Annotated in this window: 21 protein-coding genes; 11 read left to right on the top strand and 10 right to left on the bottom strand. The window is 59.5% G+C overall.

Annotation, left to right across the window (positions count from 1 at the left end):
- Positions 1-214: 214 nt before the first annotated feature.
- From DMZ65_RS08780 to DMZ65_RS08760, 5 genes are all read right to left on the bottom strand, one after another.
- Positions 215-1,303: an ABC transporter ATP-binding protein gene (locus DMZ65_RS08780; protein WP_116598600.1), complete on the bottom strand. Its 1,089-nt coding sequence runs from the start codon at positions 1,301-1,303 to the stop codon at positions 215-217.
- A gap of 31 nt (positions 1,304-1,334) precedes the next feature.
- A complete protein-coding gene (locus tag DMZ65_RS08775; protein WP_438942712.1) occupies positions 1,335-3,002 on the bottom strand; it encodes an alpha-glucosidase in 1,668 nt (555 codons plus the stop codon).
- Positions 2,999-4,147: a carbohydrate ABC transporter permease gene (locus DMZ65_RS08770; protein WP_116598529.1), complete on the bottom strand. Its 1,149-nt coding sequence runs from the start codon at positions 4,145-4,147 to the stop codon at positions 2,999-3,001. The genes DMZ65_RS08775 and DMZ65_RS08770 overlap by 4 nt, the downstream gene beginning before the upstream one ends.
- A 12-nt stretch (positions 4,148-4,159) precedes the next feature.
- Positions 4,160-5,167 (bottom strand): carbohydrate ABC transporter permease, encoded by a 1,008-nt coding sequence (locus tag DMZ65_RS08765; protein WP_116598528.1) that lies wholly within the window; start codon positions 5,165-5,167, stop codon positions 4,160-4,162.
- A 91-nt stretch (positions 5,168-5,258) separates the two neighbouring features.
- On the bottom strand, positions 5,259-6,614 hold the full coding sequence (locus DMZ65_RS08760) for an ABC transporter substrate-binding protein (RefSeq protein WP_116598527.1): 1,356 nt from the start codon (positions 6,612-6,614) through the stop codon (positions 5,259-5,261).
- A gap of 244 nt (positions 6,615-6,858) precedes the next feature.
- Here DMZ65_RS08760 and DMZ65_RS08755 point away from each other — a divergent pair, with 244 nt between their 5' ends.
- From DMZ65_RS08755 to DMZ65_RS08710, 10 genes are all read left to right on the top strand, one after another.
- Complete coding sequence (locus DMZ65_RS08755) at positions 6,859-7,890, top strand: LacI family DNA-binding transcriptional regulator (RefSeq protein ID WP_116598526.1); 1,032 nt, start codon at positions 6,859-6,861, stop codon at positions 7,888-7,890.
- A 101-nt stretch (positions 7,891-7,991) separates the two neighbouring features.
- Entirely contained in the window at positions 7,992-8,972 is a 981-nt protein-coding gene (locus tag DMZ65_RS08750) for a glucokinase (RefSeq protein ID WP_116598525.1), read from the top strand.
- A 92-nt stretch (positions 8,973-9,064) separates the two neighbouring features.
- On the top strand, positions 9,065-9,964 hold the full coding sequence (locus tag DMZ65_RS08745) for a DMT family transporter (protein WP_232824942.1): 900 nt from the start codon (positions 9,065-9,067) through the stop codon (positions 9,962-9,964).
- 116 nt (positions 9,965-10,080) lie between these two features.
- The gene (locus DMZ65_RS08740) at positions 10,081-11,313 is read left to right on the top strand and encodes an OmpP1/FadL family transporter (protein ID WP_157960587.1); all 1,233 of its coding nucleotides are present in this window, start codon (positions 10,081-10,083) and stop codon (positions 11,311-11,313) included.
- 151 nt (positions 11,314-11,464) lie between these two features.
- Positions 11,465-12,388 carry a DMT family transporter gene (locus DMZ65_RS08735; protein WP_116598523.1) on the top strand — a complete coding sequence of 308 codons (924 nt, stop codon included), beginning with the start codon at positions 11,465-11,467 and terminating at the stop codon, positions 12,386-12,388.
- Positions 12,389-12,443: 55 nt separating this feature from the next.
- Positions 12,444-13,307 carry an ATPase gene (locus tag DMZ65_RS08730; RefSeq protein WP_116598522.1) on the top strand — a complete coding sequence of 288 codons (864 nt, stop codon included), beginning with the start codon at positions 12,444-12,446 and terminating at the stop codon, positions 13,305-13,307.
- A 137-nt stretch (positions 13,308-13,444) separates the two neighbouring features.
- The gene (gene metA / locus DMZ65_RS08725; protein WP_116598521.1) at positions 13,445-14,377 is read left to right on the top strand and encodes a homoserine O-acetyltransferase MetA; all 933 of its coding nucleotides are present in this window, start codon (positions 13,445-13,447) and stop codon (positions 14,375-14,377) included.
- Positions 14,374-15,321: an alpha/beta fold hydrolase gene (locus DMZ65_RS08720; RefSeq protein WP_116598520.1), complete on the top strand. Its 948-nt coding sequence runs from the start codon at positions 14,374-14,376 to the stop codon at positions 15,319-15,321. Before metA ends, DMZ65_RS08720 begins: the two co-directional genes overlap by 4 nt.
- 43 nt (positions 15,322-15,364) lie before the next feature.
- Positions 15,365-16,234, top strand: coding sequence for a polyphosphate kinase 2 (ppk2, locus tag DMZ65_RS08715; protein WP_116598519.1), 870 nt, complete (start codon positions 15,365-15,367; stop codon positions 16,232-16,234).
- Positions 16,227-16,844, top strand: coding sequence for a TetR/AcrR family transcriptional regulator (locus DMZ65_RS08710; RefSeq protein WP_116598518.1), 618 nt, complete (start codon positions 16,227-16,229; stop codon positions 16,842-16,844). The genes ppk2 and DMZ65_RS08710 overlap by 8 nt, the downstream gene beginning before the upstream one ends.
- A 9-nt stretch (positions 16,845-16,853) precedes the next feature.
- Here DMZ65_RS08710 and DMZ65_RS08705 read toward each other — a convergent pair whose 3' ends face one another.
- The 5 genes from DMZ65_RS08705 to DMZ65_RS08685 form a co-directional block, all read right to left on the bottom strand.
- Positions 16,854-17,990 (bottom strand): glycosyltransferase, encoded by a 1,137-nt coding sequence (locus DMZ65_RS08705; protein ID WP_116598517.1) that lies wholly within the window; start codon positions 17,988-17,990, stop codon positions 16,854-16,856.
- Between the two features lie 32 nt (positions 17,991-18,022).
- The gene (locus DMZ65_RS08700) at positions 18,023-18,949 is read right to left on the bottom strand and encodes a hypothetical protein (protein ID WP_116598516.1); all 927 of its coding nucleotides are present in this window, start codon (positions 18,947-18,949) and stop codon (positions 18,023-18,025) included.
- An 83-nt stretch (positions 18,950-19,032) separates the two neighbouring features.
- Positions 19,033-19,518 (bottom strand): 30S ribosomal protein S9, encoded by a 486-nt coding sequence (gene rpsI, locus DMZ65_RS08695; protein ID WP_116598515.1) that lies wholly within the window; start codon positions 19,516-19,518, stop codon positions 19,033-19,035.
- Positions 19,518-19,985 (bottom strand): 50S ribosomal protein L13, encoded by a 468-nt coding sequence (rplM, locus tag DMZ65_RS08690; RefSeq protein WP_116598514.1) that lies wholly within the window; start codon positions 19,983-19,985, stop codon positions 19,518-19,520. The genes rpsI and rplM overlap by 1 nt, the downstream gene beginning before the upstream one ends.
- 358 nt (positions 19,986-20,343) lie before the next feature.
- Complete coding sequence (locus DMZ65_RS08685) at positions 20,344-20,772, bottom strand: PaaI family thioesterase (protein WP_116598513.1); 429 nt, start codon at positions 20,770-20,772, stop codon at positions 20,344-20,346.
- A 32-nt stretch (positions 20,773-20,804) separates the two neighbouring features.
- On the opposite strand from DMZ65_RS08685, the gene DMZ65_RS08680 reads away from it, so the two are divergent.
- Positions 20,805-21,617: an enoyl-CoA hydratase gene (locus tag DMZ65_RS08680; protein ID WP_269801546.1), complete on the top strand. Its 813-nt coding sequence runs from the start codon at positions 20,805-20,807 to the stop codon at positions 21,615-21,617.
- Positions 21,618-21,635: the final 18 nt, after the last annotated feature.

The raw sequence follows: 21,635 nt of genomic DNA, 5'->3' as shown, positions 1-21,635 counted from the left end.
CACCTGACGTCAGCACAACCCGGGATTGCCGGTTGTTGTTGCGTGTTTCGGCGATCGTGTCCGTGCCTGGAGAATGTCGTCCCGTGCCGTGGAAAGCGTACGCATAGAGAGCCGTGCCAAAGCCTGCATGTCAGAGCGTCACGCCAAACCTCAAGCAGTCCTCCCGCCCAGACTGGTCTGGTCCCTTCCGCACGGGGCAAGACCATGAGAGCCATCAGCGATACAGCAGCGAGACCTCGTTATAAAAGATATGAACTTTCGCGGGATCGGCGGTCAGGCGCACGGTCTTGCCACGGCGATCCTTGTGGATGCCGGGCAGTTTGCCGATGATCGGCTCTCCCCCGCCTTGCGGTTCGAAATACAACAGCGTCACCTCCCCCAAGGCTTCGGTGATATTCACCTTGCCGTCGAAGATGAACGAATCCGTCGCCTCTACCAGATCTTCGGGGCGAACCCCGACATTGACCTTCAGGCCCATATCCTCCGAATTGCTGGGCACGTCCGATACAGCCGTGCCGCCGCCTTCCAGCCGGATTGTCGTCTGCTGGCCGGTTCCGGTGATTTCGCCCGGTAGCAAATTCATCGACGGAGAGCCGATGAACTGCGCGACAAATTCGCTATTGGGGCGTTCATACAGGTCCAGCGGGCTGCCGACCTGCGCAATCCCCTTATTGGCCAGCACGACGATGCGGGTGGCCAAGGTCATTGCCTCGACCTGATCGTGGGTGACATAGATCATCGTCGAGTCCGGCATCTGTTCCTTCAACTGTGCGATCTCGATCCGCGTGGCCACGCGCAAGGCGGCGTCAAGGTTCGAAAGCGGTTCGTCGAACAGGTAGACCTTGGGGTCGCGCACAATGGACCGGCCAATGGCAACGCGCTGACGCTGGCCGCCAGACAGCGCCTTGGGCAGACGGTCCAGATAGGGTTCCAGTTGCAGGATCTTGGCCGCCTTGGCGACCGCCACGTCAATCTCTTCCTTCGACTTCTTGGCAATTTTCAGCGCAAAGGTCATGTTGTCGCGTACCGTCATATGCGGATAAAGCGCGTAGGACTGAAACACCATCGCGATGCCGCGCTGGCTGGGCGGCACATCGTTCATCCGCTGGCCGTCAATTTCCAGCGTACCGCCGGTGATCTTCTCCAGCCCCGCGATCATCCGCAACAGCGTGGACTTGCCGCAGCCAGACGGGCCGACGAAAACAATCAACTCTCCGGTCTTGATGTCCAGATTGATGTCATTGAGCACGTTCACCGTGCCGCCATAGGTCTTTTCGACATCGGTCAGTTTCAGATCGGCCATGTCGGGTCCTTCCTCATGTCCTTGTCTTTCGTCACAGATCACGCTCTGCGAGGCAGGGTTGCCAGGGGCCGAGATGCAACTTGCAATCGGCTGACGTGGTGGCACTGCCCAGCTCTGCCCCGGTCTGCTGCCAATTGCCCGCTGGCATCTCCAACGCGCTGGGGGTGTCGCTGAGATTGAAGGCGCAGAAGATTTCCTTGCCGTCTTGCGCGCGGGTAAACCACAGCACGTCGCCTTTCCGCCGGACCTCACTGCTGCTGCCGGAGACCAGCGGTGGATGCATCCGCCGGAAAGCCAGCGCGCGGCGATAGTGGTGCAGGATCGCGCCCGGTTCCTGTTCCTGACTGGCGACAGAGCGTTGCAGATGTTCATTGCTGACCGGCAACCACGGCTTGGCCGAACTGAACCCGCCATTCTGGTTTGACGGCTCCCAGACCATCGGTGTGCGACAGCCGTCGCGGCCCTTGTATTCCGGCCAGAACTCTATGCCGTAAGGGTCTTGCAAGTCCTCGAACGGGACGTCGGCCTCTGGCAGGCCAAGTTCCTCGCCCTGATAGATGCAGACAGACCCGCGCATGCAGACCAGCAGCGTTGTGTAAACGCGCGCGGCGGCAGGCGACAGATCCCAACGGGTGATATGGCGGGTGACGTCATGGTTGGAATAGGCCCAGCAGGGCCAGGCATCCGGCGCGGCCTCGTTGAGTTTTGCGAAGATGTCCACCGCAGATGCCGCGGTCAGACGCGCAGGCTGCAACAGCTCGAACGGGTAACACATCTGCATCTTGTCGCCGCCCGAAGTATATTCGGCCATGACCTCAAGCCCGCGCTGCGCATCGCCCACCTCGCCCACTGCGGCCGCACCGAAGGGTTCGATCGTGGCGCGAAACCGCTTGAGAAACTCCAGGTTCTCGGGCTGGTTCTTGGAATAGAGATGCACCTGATGATTATACGGGTTGACCGACGGTGCGATAGAGTTGTTGCGGTCTTCAGGTGCCAGTGCAGGATTGTCCCGCAAGACCTTGTCAGCGAAATAAAAGTTGATCGTATCAAGCCTGAACCCGTCGACCCCGCGCTGCAACCAGAATGTCACCACATCCAGCAACGCATCCTGCACATCCATGTTGTGAAAGTTCAGATCCGGCTGCGAGGTCAGGAAGTTGTGCAGGTAATATTGCTCGCGCCGCCCGTCCCATTGCCAGGCGGACCCGCCGAAGATCGACAGCCAGTTATTGGGCGGCGTGCCGTCCGGCTTGGGATCGGCCCAAACATACCAATCGGCTTTGGCATTGTCGCGGCTGGCACGGCTTTGTGCGAACCACGGATGCTGATCGGAGGTGTGCGACAACACCAGATCGATCATCACCCGCAGGCCCAGACCATGCGCCGTCTCGATCACCTGATCGAAATCGGCCAGCGTGCCGAACATCGGATCGACGTCGCAATAGTCGCTGACATCATAGCCGAAATCTTTCATCGGTGATGTGAAGAAGGGCGAAATCCAGACCGCATCCACCCCGAGCGAGGCAATATGCGGCAGCCTTTGGGCAATGCCGTTCAGATCGCCGATACCGTCGCCGTTACTGTCTTGATAAGATCGCGGATATATCTGGTATATGACAGCGCCACGCCACCAGTTCTTATCCGTCGGGTCGAGTTGTCCCGCCATGTCTGCCTGCATTTCCTTGGGTTGATACGTCATTTGACCGAGCCCGCGAGCATCCCACGCACCAGGTATTTCTGCATCGCGAAGAACACGATCAACGGCACGGCGATCGACACGAAGGCCGCCGTTGCCAAGATTTCCCAGTTGCCGCCCCGTGTGCCCAGAAGTTCCACGATCTGCCGCGTCATCACCGTGGTTTCACCGGTCGAGTCGATCAGGAAAACCAGCGCCACAAGCAGGTCATTCCACGTCCAGAGGAACTGGAAGATCGCAAAGGACGCGAGCGCGGGAAAGCTGAGCGGCAGGATGATCTTGACGAAGATCTGAAAATCCGATGCCCCGTCCACCCGTGCGTTCTCGATAATGTCACGCGGAAGGCCGACCATGTAATTGCGTAGCAGATAGATCGCCAGCGGCAGACCAAAGCCGGTATGCGCCAGCCAGACGCCCAGATAGCCCTTGCCGATGCCGATCCCCAGATGCAGCTTCAACAGCGGGATCAGCGCCAGTTGCAGCGGCACCACCAGCAGGCCCACCACGGCAGCAATCAGCAGCGCCCGACCCGGAAAATCCATCCAGGCCAAAGCATAGGCCGCGAAGGCCGCGATCAGGATGGGAATGATGGTTGCCGGGATGGTCACTGTCAGCGTGTTGAAAAACGCCTTGGCCATGCTGTCGGTCGCATCCTCGGACAACAGCACCTGTCTGTAATTGTCGAGCGTGAATTCCGGCGGCGCGGTCGCGGTCACGAATACCCGGTCGCCGCGACGGCCCTCAAACGCCGTGTCATTCTCATAGCGGTAAGTGCCATCCGCCATCACGGTCAGACGCCCGTCCTCGCCCAGATCAGCCGTTTCGCCGGGCGCGTAGGCGGAGATCTCGCGCGAAGATGTGCCCCATGCGGAAATCTCCGACTCCGAACCGGTCTCGAAAAGATTGCCTTCGATCACATAAAGCGCGCCTTCCTGTATCTGCGTGTCAGGTGCTGCGGTGCGCAAGACCTCGTTCTGTTCCTGCGGGAACAGTGCCTTCCACCAGCCCGATGTCGCGATCTGGTCCGCCGTCCGGAACGAGGACACGAACAGCCCCACCGTCGGGAACAGCCAAAGTGCCACCAGAACGGCGACAGAGATATGCACCGCCCAGGTCAAAGAGGATTTGGTTCCTGCGATGTTATCCATGGTCCCTCTCCCTCAGCGCATTTCTTTGCGGGCGTTGTAGACGTTCCACACCAGAATGGGCGTCACCAGCAGCATAATGACCATTGCGCTGGCCGACCCCACGCCCCAGTCATTCGACCGGAAGAGCTTGTCATACATGTAGTTTGCCAGCACCTGCGTCTCCCACTGGCCGTTGGTCATGGCAAAGACGATATCGAAGATCTTCAGCACCACGATGGTGATCGTGGTCCAGACAACCACGATGGTGCCCATGATCTGCGGCACCTTGATCTTGAAGAACACCTGAAACGGGCCCGCACCATCGACAATGGCCGCCTCGACGGTTTCCTCGGGGATACCTCGAAGGGCTGCTGACAGGATCACCATGGCAAAGCCTGTCTGAATCCAGACCAGCACAATCATCAGGAAAAAGTTGTTCCAGAATGGCGTCGTCAGCCATTGCTGTGGCTCGCCATCCATCAGGCCGACATAAATCGCGTTCAACACACCGATCTGTTCGGTGCCGGGCGGGCGGGCATCATAGACCAGTTTCCAGATCACGGCGGCGCCCACGAAGGAAATCGCCATCGGCATGAAGATCAACGATTTGGCAATCGCGCCCCATTTGATCCGGTCGGTCAACTGAGCGACCAGCAGGCCCATTGCGGTCGACACAGCAGGCACCACGAGCAGCCACATCATATTGTTGCGCATCGCTTCCCAGAATTTCTGCTCGCCGAACATTTGCGTGTAATTGTCGAGGCCGACAAATTCCGAACCGCCGCCGGGGATGCGCTGCGTCACCGACAGGCGCAGCGTCTCGACCACCGGATAGGCGAGGTAAAGTCCAAGCGCGAAAACAGCGGGGAACAGGAACAACCAGGGCCGGATGATATTGGCACGGTTGATGTTGCGCCCGGCATTCGGACCTTTCGGCGGATAAAGAACCTTGTCCAGAAACTGGTTCGACCCCCAGAAATAGGTAATGCACGCCCCCACACCTATGACGATGGTCAGCATGCCCTGAAGTGCCGGATGCATAAGCCTCTCCCCCGTTAAAGTATTGGAAAATGATACTTTTAAAAGGCCACGCCCCAAACATCGGGACATGGCGCGCGCATGTGAGAGGGACTTATTTCAAGCCATCCCAGCTTTGCTGGATTTCGCTGGCGACTTCCTCGGCGGATTTGCCACCGGTATAATCCACCATGCCGGTCCAGAACGATCCGGCACCGACGCCGCCGGGCATCAGGTCCGATCCGTCAAAACGGAAGGTCGTGGCGTTGGTCAGGATCTCGCCCATCTGGCGCTGTGTGTCATTGGCATAGATCGCCGGGTTCACGCCGGTATGCGGCGTAAGAAAACCGGACTGCGCCATCCAGACCTCATGCGCAATCGGTGTCGCGAGAAAATCAATCAGACCCTGCGCTGCGGGGGAATCCTTGGTGATGGCAAACAGCGTTCCTGCCCCCAGCACCGGCTTGCCCAGATCCTTGCCCTCATAAGCCGGGAAGTAGAAGAAATCCGCATCCAGTCCGACCTCTGTCTCTTCCGGGAAGAAGGACGGGATAAAGCTTGCCTGACGGTGCATGTAGCATTGCGGCGGCGACGCAAAGAGACCCTTTGGGCTGTCGCGGAAATCTGTGGACGCCACAGCGCCCGCCCCACCAGCCACATAGTCGTCATTGCGCGCAAAATATCCAAATTCCTCGATCGCGGCGACCACACGCTCGTCGTTGAAGGGAATTTCATTGGTCGTCCACTGGTCGTAGACCTCGGGGGGCTGGGTGCGCAGCATCATATCCTCGACCCAATCGGTCGCAGGCCATCCCGTTGCACCACCGGAGCCGAGACCGATGCACCATGGCGTTTCGCCATCCGCGACGATCTGATCGGTCAGCTCTTTCAGCTCTTCCATGGTTTCGGGCACGTCATACCCGGCATCTTCGAAATTCTCCGGGCTATACCAGACCAGCGACTTCACGTCGGCCTTGTAGGGAAAGGCGTAAAGATGCTGTTCGCCATCGGCACCCGCATAGGTGCCCAGATCGACCCAGGACTGTCCGGCGGCATAATTGTCGCGCAAAGCTGCGGCGTCATCCTCCCCAAGCGGCGTCAGAAAACCACGGCGCGCCAGATCAGAGGCAAGACCCGGTTGTGGAAAAACCGCGACATTGGGGGCGGAACCTGCCTCTGTATCGACGACGATCTGCTGCTCAAAACTGTCCGATCCGGTATAGCGCACGTCAGCCCCGGTGGCTTCGGCGAAATAGGCAAGGACGCTTTCCACCAGCGCCTGATCGGGGCCGATCCATGGTCCGAAAACAGTGACCTGCTCGCCACTGAAATCATGGGAATCTGCAAAGGCATCAAAGCTGTCCCAGTTGAAATCGCCCTCGCCCGGTGTGAATTGCATATGCCCTGCGGCATGTGCGGAGCCGGTTGTCAGCGCGATCGCAGCAGCGCCCGCCAGAAATCGGTTTTTCATGATAATCCTCCCAGAATGCATGTCTTTGCAGCGTCAGATAGTTCGCGTGCGTCAACGTCAAATCAAAGCGCTTTGGATGAATTACCATTTCATACAGCATATGGTTGAGTCAATCAGAGTTTATGTGATAACGAATGCACTTATGCTGCGCCGCAGCTTAAACAGACGTCCAGGATTTGTACTTTTATTCCAGACGGGTTCACGTCTATGGTCTATTTATGCAAGCGCTTTGATTGGTTATTCGATGAATCTCAAAACACTTTCGGAACATCTTGGCTTGTCCCAGACAACCGTCAGCCGCGCGCTGAACGGGTATCCGGAGGTCAGCGAAAAGACCCGCCAGCGCGTGCTGGAAACGGCGCGCAAGCTGAACTACAGCCCGAATGCCCGCGCCAAGGGACTGGCAACCGGCAAATCCATGGCCATCGGGCATGTCATTGCACGATCCAGCCGACATGAAATGGTCAATCCGGTGTTTGGCGATTACACCGCCGGAGCGGGCGAAAGCTATTCCGCCGCCGGGTATGACATGCTGATTTCCCTGGTCGATGACGATAGCGAGGAACAACTCTACCGGGCGATCAAATCCAAGGGCAATGTCGACGGAATCATCGTTCACAGCCCCAAGATGCAAGACACGCGCATTGATCTTCTCAGCAGTCTGGGTCTGCCTTTTCTGTCGCATGGGCGCGCCTCCAACGTGACCCGGAACTATGCCTGGCTTGATGTTAACAATTCCCGCGCCTTTCAACGTGCCACGGAATTTCTGCTTGATCTGGGCCATCGGCGGATTGCGCTGCTCAACGGGTTGGAGTTTCTGGATTTCGCGCATCGACGTCGTCAAGGCTATGTCCGGGCGCTCGTCGGTCGTGGCCTGGAACCCGATCCGGCGCTCATGCGGTCGGATGAGATGACAGAGATTTACGGCTACCGCGAAACCCGCGCGATGCTTGAGGCCGACGATCCGCCGACCGCAGTGCTTTGCTCGTCCATCATATCGGCCATCGGGGTCAGGCGCGCCCTGTCGGATGCCGGGCTGACAATGGGGCGCGACGTGTCGGTCATCACTTATGACGATGACCTGTCCTATATGTCGAACGGGCAGGAGGTGCCGATCTTCACGGCCACACGGTCCTCGGTCCGCGAGGCGGGACGGCTGTCTGCGCAGATGCTGCTCGACATGATCAGCAATCCCGGCATGCCGCTGCCCACCCACCTTATGGAGGCGGATCTGATCATCGGCCAGTCGACCGGCCCTGCCCCGAACCGCCCTTGAGGCCTCTCATATCCTCTGCGGCGCTTGGCACTAACGGATTTGACGCCGAATATTATCCCACTGTAAGCCCCGTGCATAGAAACCAGTTCAGCAGGATTGCCATGAATGACCCCCTTGCCATTGTTGCGGATATCGGCGGCACCAATACACGCGTCGCGATGGCCCGCGGGACGCAGGTGCAGACAGACTCGATCCGCCGGTTTCGCAATGCCGATTTCTCGGGCCTGACGGATGTGCTGCAAACCTACCTCGAAGGCCGCGAAGACCTGCCAAGCTGTGCCTCGGTGGCAGCGGCAGGACCGGTGCATGAAGGTGTGGCGCGCATGACCAATCTGGACTGGGTGATCGACCGGACCGATCTGGCACAGGCGCTGGATCTGGAAACCGTGGCGGTGCTGAACGACCTACAGGCACAGGGCCACGCGCTGCGCCATGTCGATCCGGCCAATATGCGCCTGCTGTTGCCGGGATCGCATGAGGATGTCAGCAGCCATGCCGCCCGGCTTGTCGTCGGTGTCGGCACCGGCATGAACGCGGCACTTGTCTACCGGACAGAGACCGGCACGCTGGTGCCCCCGTCGGAATCTGGCCATATCAGCTTTCCGGTGCAGTCCGAAGAGGAACTGCGCCTGATGCAGTTTGCCGGGCGCGAGCACGGCGTTCCGGGGGTCGAGGACGTGCTGTCGGGTCGCGGCATCGAACGCCTGTATGCCTGGCGCTGCGAAGAGGATGGCACATCGGACGCCCCTGCCCTCGCCGCCGCCGAGATCATGGCGGCCTGCGCCGCAGGCAGCGACCCGCGCGCCCATGATGCGGTCGCAATGGCTGTGCGCCTGCTGGGCCGCGTTCTGGGCAATCTTGCCCTGATCCAATTGCCGTTTGGCGGCATCTATCTTGTCGGCGGCGTCGCCCGCGCCTTGGCGCAGCACGCGACCGAAATGGGCTTTGCCGAGGCATTCATGGATAAGGGCCGGTTCGGGCCGTTCATGCGGCAATTCCCGGTCTGGGTGGTCGAGGATGACTATGCCGCGTTGACCGGCTGCGCCGGGCATCTATGCGAGTTGATCGGACAGAAGGGCTGAGCCAGACGGCCTGTTTGCATTCGCGGCCCGCGCTGGTATCGGTCAGCCGGCCAGCGCGCCGACAGTCTGGCCCACGCGGAAGGATCGCCACCATGTCCACACAAACGCAAGCGGCACCGGATCTCAACCCGGTGTTCAAAGCCGCGCTCTGGATGACCGGGGCGATCGCGTCTTTCACCTCGATGGCGGTGGCCGGACGCGCGGTCAGCTTCGAGTTGGACACCTTCGAAATCATGCTCTACCGCTCGATCGCGGGGATCTTCATCGTGTTGGTGGTCGCGACGGTCGCGGGCACGCGCCATCAGATCACCACCCGCAGCATGCACCTTCATCTGGTGCGCAATATCAGTCATTTTACCGGCCAGAACCTGTGGTTCTACGCCGTCGCGATACTGCCACTGGCGCAGGTCTTCGCTTTGGAATTTACCTCTCCGCTTTGGGTCGTTCTGCTGTCTCCGCTGATCCTTGGCGAGAAACTGACCAAAGCGCGCTGCATCGCCGCGCTGTTCGGCTTTGTCGGAATCCTGATCGTCGCGCGGCCCAGCCCCGACAGCTTTGATGTCCGGCTTTTGTTTGCGACAGGTGCGGCGATAGGCTTTGCCGGATCCGCCGTGTTCACCAAGCTTTTGACCCGAACCGAAACCATCACCTGCATCCTGTTCTGGCTGGTCCTCATGCAGGCCGTCTTTGGCCTGATCTGCGCCGGGCTGGATGGGGAGATTGCTGTGCCTTCTGCCGCAACCTGGCCGTGGATTGCGCTGATTTCCTGCGCCGGGCTGGTGGCGCATTTCTGCCTGACCAACGCGCTGCGCATTGCACCCGCCTCGGTTGTCATGCCCTTTGACTTTCTCCGCCTTCCGTTGATCGCACTCATCGGAATGCTGTTCTATAATGAACCTTTGGACATTTTCGTCATCCTTGGTGCCGTGGTGATTTTCGGCGCGAATTACTTTAATATTCTTAGTGAAACCCGCGCCGTTGCTGCAAAGTGACGCTACGGAGCGAAGGTTCACCTTACGTTTGGTCAAAGATTGACCACTCAACCCAGCGACGACTACGTTTCCTTTAGGGACACTGGCCAAAGGGCCGCTGAGGGATGAGGGCTAAAATGAGAACATATGTGCTTGGTGCGTCGGTCGCAGCGCTTTGTGCGACGGGTGCCGTCGCCGGGGGGATTGAACGGACGTCGAACAATTACGGGTTGTTGTTCGAAGACGGAAATCAGGTCGAGCTGACGTTCTCGCATGTGGCCCCGAATGTGTCGGGTGACTATGTTGCAGCGGCCGGGGGCGGCAGCACCGGCGACATGGCGGGCGACTACACGTCCACCGGTGTCGGCTACAAGACCGACATCACTGACCGGTTGAGCTTTGGGCTGTTCTTTAATGACGGATATGGTGCGAGCTCGACCTACAAGGAAGGTTTCTACACCGGGTTGAACGCCGAATGGGATTCCAACCAGACCGCGGTGATCCTTAAATACCAAGCAACAGACCGCATATCGGTCTACGGTGGCGTGCGCTACATCGAAAGCACGGCAGATATTGCAATTCCCGACCAGATGATTCGCGCGCAAACCGCCAAAGGTGCCGCAGAGGCCAGCGCCGCGGCGACTGCGGCAGAAGCGGCATATGGTGCCTCTGATCCTCGGACAATCGGGGCGCAAAACCTTGCAGCGACATTGAGCGCCGTAGCTTCGTCCCCCACCAGCCTGGAATTTACCGCCAACGCCGAGACGGATGGTGCCTTCGGATATGTTCTGGGCGCGGCCTACGAGATCCCAGATATCGCCTTGCGCGTTGGCCTGACATGGCAGAATGCCGTCACGCATGAGTTCGACACGACAGAGACATCTCTTGGCTATGGTGTGGTCGGCGTGGGATCCACGACAGAGATTGAATTGCCGCAATCCCTGGCGCTGGATTTCCAGACCGGCGTCGCCAAGGACACGTTGGTCTTTGGTCAGATCAAGTGGACCGAATGGTCGAAATGGGAAGTGCGGACCCAGGAATATGAAAGAGTGACCGGCGGCGATGCGATTACCGGTATCGACGATGACGTCATCACCTGGCAGTTGGGCGTTGGTCGGCGGTTCTCTGACGCGTTCTCGGGCTTTGCGCGCGTGACTTACGAAAAATCGAATGGCGGCATCGCGTCGCGGCTGGCACCTACGGACGGGCGGATCAGCCTTGGCCTTGGCGGCACCTACACAGATGGCATCATGACGATCCGCGGCGGGGTTGAATTTGCCAAGCTGGGTGACGCGGAAGACGCGTCCGGTACCAAGTTCGAAGACAACACGTTTATGGGTCTTGGCGCTGCGATGACTTTCGCATTCTGATCGCAGCCCACCCTGAAGGACCAATGACCGCCCGGCGCTCGTGCCGGGCGGTTTGCGTTTCGCACCACTGCAATTGACTTTCGGCTCGGGTCGATGTGCATGACGCAAGAAACGGGTCGCGCGCCTGCGCAGGCCATGACATCGTCGCGCCATGAGTATGCAACAAAAATCCGTCTCCTCGCGCGCCTGGGTCGAGCTTTCGCTGCTCGCACTGCTTTGGGGCGGGTCATTTCTGTCGATCCGCATTGCACTGGACGAGATCGGCCCACTGACCGCCGTTTTGCACCGTACCGGTTGGGCGATGATCCTGCTGTGGGGCGTGGTCAAGTTGCGCCGCCTGCCCGTTCCGCGCGCGGCCTGCACCTGGGGGGCCTTTTTGGTGATGGGGTGCCTCAACAACGTGATCCCCTTTGGCCTGATGGCCTGGGGACAGTTGCACATCTCCTCTGGGCTGACCTCGATCTTCAACGCCACCACGGCGATTTTCGGCGTGCTCGTGGCCGCGATCTTCTTTGCCGATGAGCGGCTCAGCCCGCGCAAGCTGGCGGGCGTTGCGCTTGGCTTTGCAGGCGTCGTGACCGCCATCGGCATAGAGAACCTGTCGCAGCTCAACCTGCGCTCGCTGGCGCAGTTGGCGGTCCTAGCCGGCACATTGTTCTACGCGCTTGGCGGCGTCTGGGCCCGCAAATATCTGGGCGGGCTGCATCCGGTCGTGGCAGCCGCAGGTATGCTGACCGGATCGACCTTGGTGATGATCCCTCTGGTGCTGCACTTCGAGGGCGTGCCCACGCTGGCGCTGGAGCTTGGCACCTGGCTTGCCATCGGCTATTTCGCGGTGGCCGCGACGGCATTTGCCTATCTGCTCTATTACCGCGTGCTGGCCATGGCGGGAAGCGGCAATCTGATGCTGGTCACGTTGATGATCCCGCCCGTAGCGATCACACTCGGCACCCTGCTGCGCGACGAGATGCTTGCCCCACAGGCCTATGCGGGCTTTGGCCTGTTGGCGCTGGGGCTGGTGGTGCTGGACGGGCGACTTCTGCCGAGACGCAGTCGAAAACGCAGAAGCGTTTGACGCCGCGCGGCACTCTGGCTACCAACATCCGGACCGGCCAGAGGACAGATGCCAGATGATCTACGAGACCGCCCAGGACTGGCACCGCGCCGCCAATAAACGTGTCGTCCTGTTCGCCATGTCGGGTCTGGGCAAAACCCATGTGTCCAACATCCTGCGCGAGTCGGGCAGCTGGTTCCACTACTCCATAGATTACCGCATCGGCACCCGCTATATGGGCGAGTATATCGCCGACAACGCCAAGCGCGAGGCGATGAAGGTGCCGTTCCTGCGCGAATTGCTGATGACGGATTCGATCTATATCGGGTCAAACATCACGTTCGATAACCTGGCACCCGTCTCCACCTACCTTGGCAAACCGGGCAACCCCGACAAGGGCGGGATGGAAATGGCCGAATACGAACGTCGTCAGGGACAGTTCCGCCGCGCCGAAATGGCCGCCCTGACGGATACCGGGTATTTCATCGACCGTGCGCAGGATCTTTATGGCTATCCGCATTTCATCTGCGACACCGGCGGGTCAATCTGTGAATGGGTAGACCCCGAGGACCCGCAAGATGCGCTGCTATGCGACCTGTCCCACCAGTCGCTGATGGTCTGGATACGCGGGTCCGAGGCCCACACCGAGGAACTGATCCGACGCTTCGACAAAGCGCCAAAGCCGATGGCCTATCAGCCCGAATTCCTGCATCGGGTATGGGCGCAATATCTGAGTGAAAACAACATTCAGGAAAGCGACGTTGATCCGAATTCCTTCATCCGCTGGACCTATTCGCAGGCGTTGGCGCACCGCCAGCCGCGCTATGAAGGTATCGCCAAAAACTGGGGCGTGACGGTTGAAGCCAGCGATATGGCCACGGTGCGCGACGAGGCCGATTTCACCGAGGTGATCGCAAACGCGCTTGACCAAAAGCCGTGATCAGCGACTCGATATGGCTGGTACCGACAATGCTGTACGCGCTCGCTGACGAACGACACTGACCGGACCGGTTGCCAGCCTTGCAGCCCGATGCGGATCGCCTTATCTGTCAACGGCCTGAAAAAAAGAGCTGTGTTATGCCTATCAAACTGCCCGCCGACCTGCCCGCCTATGACGTTCTCTCGAAAGAGGGCGTCATGGTCATGTCGGAAGATCAGGCGTCGCGGCAGGACATCCGGCCCTTGCGGATCGGTCTGTTGAACCTGATGCCGAAGAAGATCCAGACCGAAAATCAGTTTGCCCGGCTGATCGGTGCGACGCCCTTGCAGATTGAGTTGTCGCTGATCCGGATGACCGAACACGAAGCCCGTAACACCGCCGCCGAGCATATGGAGAGCTTTTACCGCCCCTTCGCCGAGGTCGCGGATGCGGACGAGCGTTTCGACGGGTTGGTGATCACCGGTGCCCCGATAGAACATCTGGCCTTCGACGAGGTGACATATTGGGACGAATTGCAACAGGTGATGGACTGGACGCAAAGCCATGTGCATTCGACGTTCGGCGTCTGCTGGGGTGGCATGGCAATGATCTATCACTTCCACGGTGTTCAGAAACACATGCTCGATCAAAAGGCCTTTGGCTGTATCCGGCACCGCAACTGCGCGCCTGCCTCGCCCTACCTGCGTGGGTTTTCGGATGATATGGTCATGCCGGTCAGTCGCTGGACAGAGATGAAACGCGACGAAATCGAAGCCGTAGGCGGGCTGGATATTCTGATCGACAGCGCCGAGACCGGCCCCTGTCTGGTCGAGGACACGGCGCATCGCGCGCTCTATATCTTCAACCACCTGGAATATGACAGCGGCACGCTGAAAGAAGAATATGACCGCGACATCGCGTCCGGAACGCCGGTCAACGTGCCCGCTAACTATTATCCCGGCGACGATCCCTCGCAGCCGCCGCAGAACCGCTGGCGCAGTCACGCGCACCTGCTTTACGGGAACTGGATCAACGAGATCTACCAGACGACGCCGTTTGACCTGCACGGGCTAGGCGAGCCATCGCATTGATACGCTGGCTGATCCTCGCAGCGGTCATCCTGTTGGCCGTTGCGCTGGTGCAATGGCGCGCCCGAACAGCCGAGGCGCAGGCCGTTCAGAGCTTCCCGCCAGAAGGGCAGTTTCTGGAGGTGGACGGCACCCGTGTACACGCGCTGGTCAAAGGCGCTGGCCCGGATCTGGTGCTGATCCACGGAGCCAGCGGCAATATGCGTGACTTCACCTTTCATTTGGTCGACCGGCTGGCGGATCGTTACCGGGTGATCGTTTTTGACCGGCCCGGACTGGGATATACGGACCGTCTGGACCGTGAGGACCGCAGCATCGCGGGACAGGCCACGCTTTTGCAGAAGGCCGCTTCGCAGCTTGGGGCAGCAAAGCCCATCGTGGTCGGTCAGTCATATGGCGGGGCCGTGGCGCTGGCCTGGGCCACGAAACATCCCGACGCTCTGTCGGGGCTGGTCACATTGGCCGCGGCGTCTCACCCTTGGCCGACCGGCCTGCCGCTTTTCTACAAGGTCACGTCAAACCCGCTTGGACAGGCGCTGGTCGTGCCCCTGCTCACCGCTTTTGTCTCCGAAAACTATGTGCAATCCGCCATCACAGGCGTGTTTGATCCGGAAGACGCGCCCGAAGGCTATGCCCAACATATCGGTGCGGCATTGACGCTACGGCGAGAGTCCCTGCGTGCCAATGCCGATCAGCGCGCCAGCCTGAAAGAAGAATTGCGCGCCCAGGTGCCACACTATCCACAAGTCACTGTGCCCACGGAAATCCTGCACGGCGATGCCGACACGACGGTCGACCTGCAAATCCACTCTGTTGCTCTGGCAGAGGCGATTCCGCACGCAAATCTGACCGTGCTGACAGGTGCCGGACATATGCCGCAGCACACCCGCGAGGATGACGTCGTGGCGGCAATAGACCGGGCCGCGATGCGTGCCGGATTGCACTGACCCCTCCGCATGGCCATATTGAAGCAAAACCCGGAGGTTACCGATGCAGTTGCCCTTTGACGGTGCAATCAGCGCTTTTTACGAAAACGACGCGCCCACCGCGATCCGCAATGCCATCGCCCGAGCCGAAAAGGGTGACGTCCTCAACCCGACCTATCCGCATTCCGAACGGATGCCGCGCAAAGCCTATCAAAGGGACATGGACGCGCTTCAGATCGAACTGGTCAAGATGCAATCCTGGGCCAAAGCCAGCGGCGCACGCATCGTGATCGTGTTCGAGGGACGTGACGCCTCTGGCAAGGGCGGCACGATCAAACGCTTCCGCGAAAACCTCAATCCGCGAGGTGCGCGACAGGTGGCGCTGTCCAAACCCACAGAAACCGAGGCGACGCAGTGGTATTTCCAGCGCTATATCGACCACCTGCCGGCGGGCGGCGAGATCGTGTTCTTCGACCGCAGCTGGTATAATAGGGGTGTCGTCGAAAAGGTTTTCGGCTTTTGCACCGACGCGCAGCGCGAACATTTCTTCACGCAAGTTCCCGAATTTGAAAGGATGCTCGTGGACGAGGGCATCCAGCTTTTCAAGCTTTGGCTTAATGTCGGGCGGGCCGAGCAGTTGCGCCGCTTTCTCGCCCGAGAGCAAGACCCCCTGAAACACTGGAAGCTCAGCCGGATTGATGTCGAAGGCCTGCACAAATGGGACGCCTATTCCGAGGCGATCGGCGAGACCCTCGCGCGCAGTCACACGGATGAAGCCCCCTGGACGATCGTCCGCTCTGACGACAAGCGCCGCGCCCGGCTGGCAGCGATCCGGCATGTGTTGCACGGCATCGACTACGCGGGCAAGGACCAGAAGGCGCTCGGCAGAATTGACGGGCAGATCTGCGGGGGTCCGGACACCTGGGATGGCTAAACGCGGCTATCACCACGGCAATCTGCGCCAGGCCCTGATCGAGGCAGCACTTGAACTGATCGAGGTCAAGGGTCCGATGGGCTTTACCCTGTCGGAAGCTGCCAAGCAGGCAGGCGTCACACCGGCCGCGGTCTACCGCCATTTTGAGGGGCGCGAGGATCTGATCGCCGAAGGTGCCCGGCAAGGCTATGAGATTTTCGCCGACGTCATGCAATTCGCCTATGACACGGGCCAACCCTCGGCGCTGGCGGCGTTCGAGGCCACGGGCCGCGCCTATCTGGCCTTCGCGCGCAAATACCCCGGCCATTATATTGCGATGTTCGAAAGCGGCATATCGGTCAATCGCTCGCCGGAACTGGCGGCGATTGCCAGCCGCGCTCGCGGCGTGCTGGAACAAGCCGCAACTGACCTCAGCCAGCACATCCCACCGGAAAAGCGCCCCCCCGCCGCCATGTTCTCGGCCCATATCTGGGCGATGAGTCATGGCGTCGTGGAGCTATTTGCAAGGAACTCGCCCGGAACGCAAAGCCCCTTCCCCCCCGAAGACCTGCTGGAATCCGGCATCGGCGTCTATTTGCGCGGGTTGGGATTGATCCGCCCGGACGAGTAAGCCGCGCTGCTACCGATTGACCGCTGTCGCAAGTGCTTGTTCAAGCTGGGTCAACAGTTTGGCATTATCGAACTTCTCAAGTGCCACTGCGCGTGCATAAGCTGCCATCTCATGGCGTTTTTCTTCCGGCAGGTTCACCGCGTCGCGGATCGCGTTGGTAAATGCGACCTCATCCAGCTCATCGACAAGAAACCCTGACCGTCCCTCTTCGACAGCCTCGGGAATACCCGCATGCCGCGTCGAAACGGTGATACAACCGGCGGACATGGCCTCCTGAATGGCCGTTGGCAGCCCTTCGGTATTGCCGTTATTCGCCGTGACCGAATGCTGTATGTAGAATTCCGTCCGCTCCAGATGCTGCCGCACGTCTTCATGCGGCAAGGCACCCGGCAGGCTGACTTTGTGCGCAATTCCCAGTTCACTCACCAACAGGCGGGCGCTCTCCAGCAAATCGCCATCGCCAATCATCGTCAGATGCGCATTGTCCAGATCCTGTGTCGCCGCCGCGAAAGCACGGATCGTCAACAGAGGCGCTTTCTTCTCGACAAAACGTCCCACACCCAGGCAGCTTAGCGGCGTCTTGTCTTCGGGCACGAAGCGCCGCACATCCACGCCCGACGGGATGACGACAGCGTTCGGATGCCGGATGTCGCGCCGCGCCAGATTGTCGAGCAGGAATTGCGATACTGCGAAGACCCCCTCAAGGCGCGGCATCATGCGTTGATAGGCGCGCTGTACATGATCGTGGCGAATGCGCGAAGAGGCGTCACTACCGCGAAAGTAACAAAACACCGGGATGCCCAACTGGTTGGCGATCGGCGCTATGGCAACGCCCTGCGGCCCGAATTCCGCAAGGATCACATCAGGGGCCTGTTCGCGCAGAAATTTGCGTACCGCGCGGTGGGCGGCACCATGCGGCATTCGGCTGGACCCGTGGCGCAGGTGGTTTGCCAGTCTTTGAAAAGGTTTCGTGACGCCGGATACCGGCACTGAATGCCAGCCCATAAACCGATCATCAGTATCACGCAGATCATTCAGGGTGTCCGAGATGACGCAGGTATCGCCGCCAAAGAGTTTCTCGATATGTCTGTTTACAAATGTCTGACCCGGTGAAAAGTAAGTGCCGACCACGATACAGGCTTTCATTATCGCTCTTTCTCTTTTTGCCACTCGACCAGTCAATAGAACTCGTCCACGACGTCCAGCAACTGGCGTGCAATCATTTGAGGGTTCACTGCGTTCGACATGGCAATCATTCGTTCACGCGCCTTGCGCCAATTGTGACCACCGAAATCGTCGTATGCGCGCTCGAAAGCCGCTTCAACACCTTCTGACTCGTCGTAGAAATACGGATAATCCGCGCCCAAGAAATATTCTGCGTCTTCTACGTTTCTGGGCAGCAGGATGTTCGCTCCGATATGTGCAGCGGTAAATCCTTTGAGGAACGGTTTTGCTGTTTGTTCCAATCCCGACTGGAAAAGCCGCGCTGCGAAATGCAGATTGTATTCCGGCAAGTGCCGGAGCACTGCTCGAAACTCATTCTGATCGCGCGCATTGAGAACCTCGATTTGCGGTCGCAGCGTCTCAGGAATTTGAGTATTGAGGGGATCACCTAAATAGAGCGGCGCAAAACGCTCCTGCTGCGCTTGCGGAAGATTATGCAGACGAATATCCGCCGCATGCAGAACGAGGCGCGCCTTGGACGCAACCTCGGGCCCTATCGTGCGAAATCGTTGAAGTTGTGCGTACGAGCAGCAAATGTGTCGATCCGCGAGCTCAAGTCGCAGCTTTTGTGGTTCTTCATCAACATGGTCGAACAAGATTCCGCGGGAACGCATACCAAGGATGCGGGCCGCTACCGTCGTCAACGACCTTACCGATGTTTTGGCAAAGAAATATACCGCATCCCGCGGCATCGAAAGCGCCCACCGCTCCTGTGCTGCAAACCCTTCGCTCTTCCTCTCGGGCATAACGACAAGCCGAGCGTTTATGCGATCACCAAACGTTGCATTCAGAATTTCATTCATCTGAACGCAGCGCATAAATGTGCTGCCGACGTGGATTTTGCGCTCAGTATAAACGAAATATATGGTTTGCAGGGACAACGTCGACTATCCTAAAGAACCGCGCATGCCAATTTCCAGCACGCGCGGTACATAGTGTAAGCAGATTAGACGTAATCGCCAGCTTAACGCTTGGAGAACTGGAAGCTCTTACGCGCCTTGGCCTTACCGTATTTCTTACGTTCGACAACACGGCTGTCACGGGTCAGGAAGCCTGCCGCCTTCAGCGCGCCGCGCAAGCTGGGATCGTAAAGTTGCAGCGCCTTGGACACGCCGTGCTTGACCGCACCGGCCTGACCGGACAGACCGCCGCCCTTGACGGTGGCCATCACGTCGAACTGATCTTCTGTGCCCGACACGGTGAAGGGCTGCTTGAGGATCATCTGAAGCACGGGACGCGCGAAATATGTGTTGATCGGCTTGCCGTTGACGACAACCTTGCCGGAGCCCGGCTTGATCCAGACACGGGCAACCGCGTCCTTCCGCTTGCCTGTGGCATAGGCACGGCCAAGCTCGTCACGGACGGGTTCACGCGGGGTTTCGACCTCGGCGACCGGCTCGATGCCGGCGACCGTGTTCAGGTCTTCGAGAGTGTTGATCTGGTCAGCCATTATTTTGCCACCCGAGTGTTTTTGGAGTTCATGTTCTTCACGTCCAGCACTTCGGGCTGCTGCGCCTCATGCGGGTGCTCTGCCCCGGCATAAACGCGCAGGTTGGTCAGCACCTGACGCGACAGACGGTTGCCCGGCAGCATCCGCTTGACCGCAGAGGTCACGACACGCTCGGGGTACTTGCCTTCCAGGATCTGACCGGCAGTGCGGTGCTTGATGCCGCCCGGATGACCTGTGTGCCAGTAGTATTTCTTGTCAGCGCGCTTGTTGCCGGTCATCTGCACCTTGTCGGCGTTGATGATGATGACATTGTCGCCCATGTCCATGTTCGGCGTGAAGCTTGCCTTGTGCTTGCCGCGCAGGCGCGTGGCCACGATCGAAGCAAGACGGCCCAGAATCACGCCTTCGGCGTCGATCAGGATCCATTTCTTGTCGATGTCTGCCGGAGTAGCAGAAAAGGTTTTCATGACGGGATTGCCCTTTGGTTTGGTTGGAACACCGATAACAGTTCGGTATCCGAATTCGATTGCCGGGTTATATACGGCACGGAAAGCAGGTCAAGCGGCAGTTTTACTGATTTATACAATGAAAACAATGTCCTACAAAATAGGTATCATTATACCCCACATTTGCGGACCGGATTCCACCCCGCCGGGCGCGATTGCATCGTGACCGCAGTCTCCACAACGTCAGGCGCGGCGACGCCGGCAGGAATGGAACCGCCTTGCCGCGATACCACCGAATGACTGCTCTGGATCAATGCCCGCAACCGGGCTCGGGACATCCTCACCTGCACAAGTTCATTCTACGACACATGGCACGAAGTTACCCCACCGGAACAGGCGGGATCGAATAGGTCAGGCTGGCCTTGGCGACGGGTGCCTCATGGCCTTCGGAATGGATCAGCACATCGCCCACGGCCAATACGCGACCCAGCTTCAGCAAACGGCACTCGGCGATCAGATCAACGCCCGCGGCTGGCTTGCGCATGAAATCAATGGAACAGTTCGTGGTAACGGCCAGAGCTTGCGGGCCGATCATCGCAAGGACGGCAAGATAGACGGCCACATCCGCCAGCGCGAACATTGACGGGCCGGAAACTGTGCCGCCGGGCCGCAGATGACGGTCACTGACGATCAGCCGCATGGTGATGCCCATCGGGCGGACATCCTCGACCGCGAAATCCCCGACAACCTGCGGGAACACCTCTGCCATGAACTCGGTCAGGTCTTCTGTGGTCATTTTCAACTGCATTCTCTTCCCTCTCAGACGCTTGCCGCCTAGGGTTGGCCTGTCAGCAGCAGGAGGACAAGATGGGAATTCTCGAACGGCATGATACGGACGCTGTCAGACGGCTGCATATGAACGCGCCGGAACGGCTGAATGCGCTGTCAGAAGAGATGCTGGCGGCGCTCAAGGCGGAATTCGAGGCGCTGCAAGATGACACGACGATCCGCGCGGTGATCCTGTCGGGCGAAGGCAAGGCGTTTTGCGCGGGCCACGATCTGAAACAGATGACTGCCGGACGTCAGGCAGAGGATGGCGGTCGTGCCTATTTCAAGGATCTGTTCGATCGCTGCACAGAGGTGATGCTGGCGATCCGCGCCCTGCCCCAGCCCGTCATTGCACAGGTCCACGGCATCGCGACGGCAGCGGGCTGCCAGCTTGTGGCGTCCTGCGATATGGCGGTGGCCGCGACGGGCACCCGCTTTGGTGTGAACGGGGTCAATATCGGGCTGTTCTGTTCAACCCCGATGGTGGCGCTGTCGCGCAATATCCCCCGCAAACAGGCGTTCGAGATGTTGACCACCGGCAGTTTCATCGACGCGCAGCGCGCGCTGGAACTCGGGCTGGTCAATCGCGTCGTGGCACCCGATGCCGTGGCGGCAGAGGCCGAGGCGCTTGCACAGAGCGTTGCCGACAAGCTGGGCACCGCCGTCAGGATCGGCAAACGCGCCTTTTACGACCAGATCGAAATGACGGCCGCAGAGGCTTATGCGCATACCGGTCAGGTCATGGTGGAAAACATGCTGCACAGCGATACGGCCGAGGGCATCAGTGCCTTCATCGAAAAGCGCCCCCCCGAATGGGAACAGTGATCGACGCCCCGTGACAAT

Source organism: Primorskyibacter marinus (genome assembly GCF_003313245.1).
GTDB lineage: Bacteria > Pseudomonadota > Alphaproteobacteria > Rhodobacterales > Rhodobacteraceae > Primorskyibacter > Primorskyibacter marinus.
This window is presented reverse-complemented; position numbering and strand designations above follow the sequence as displayed.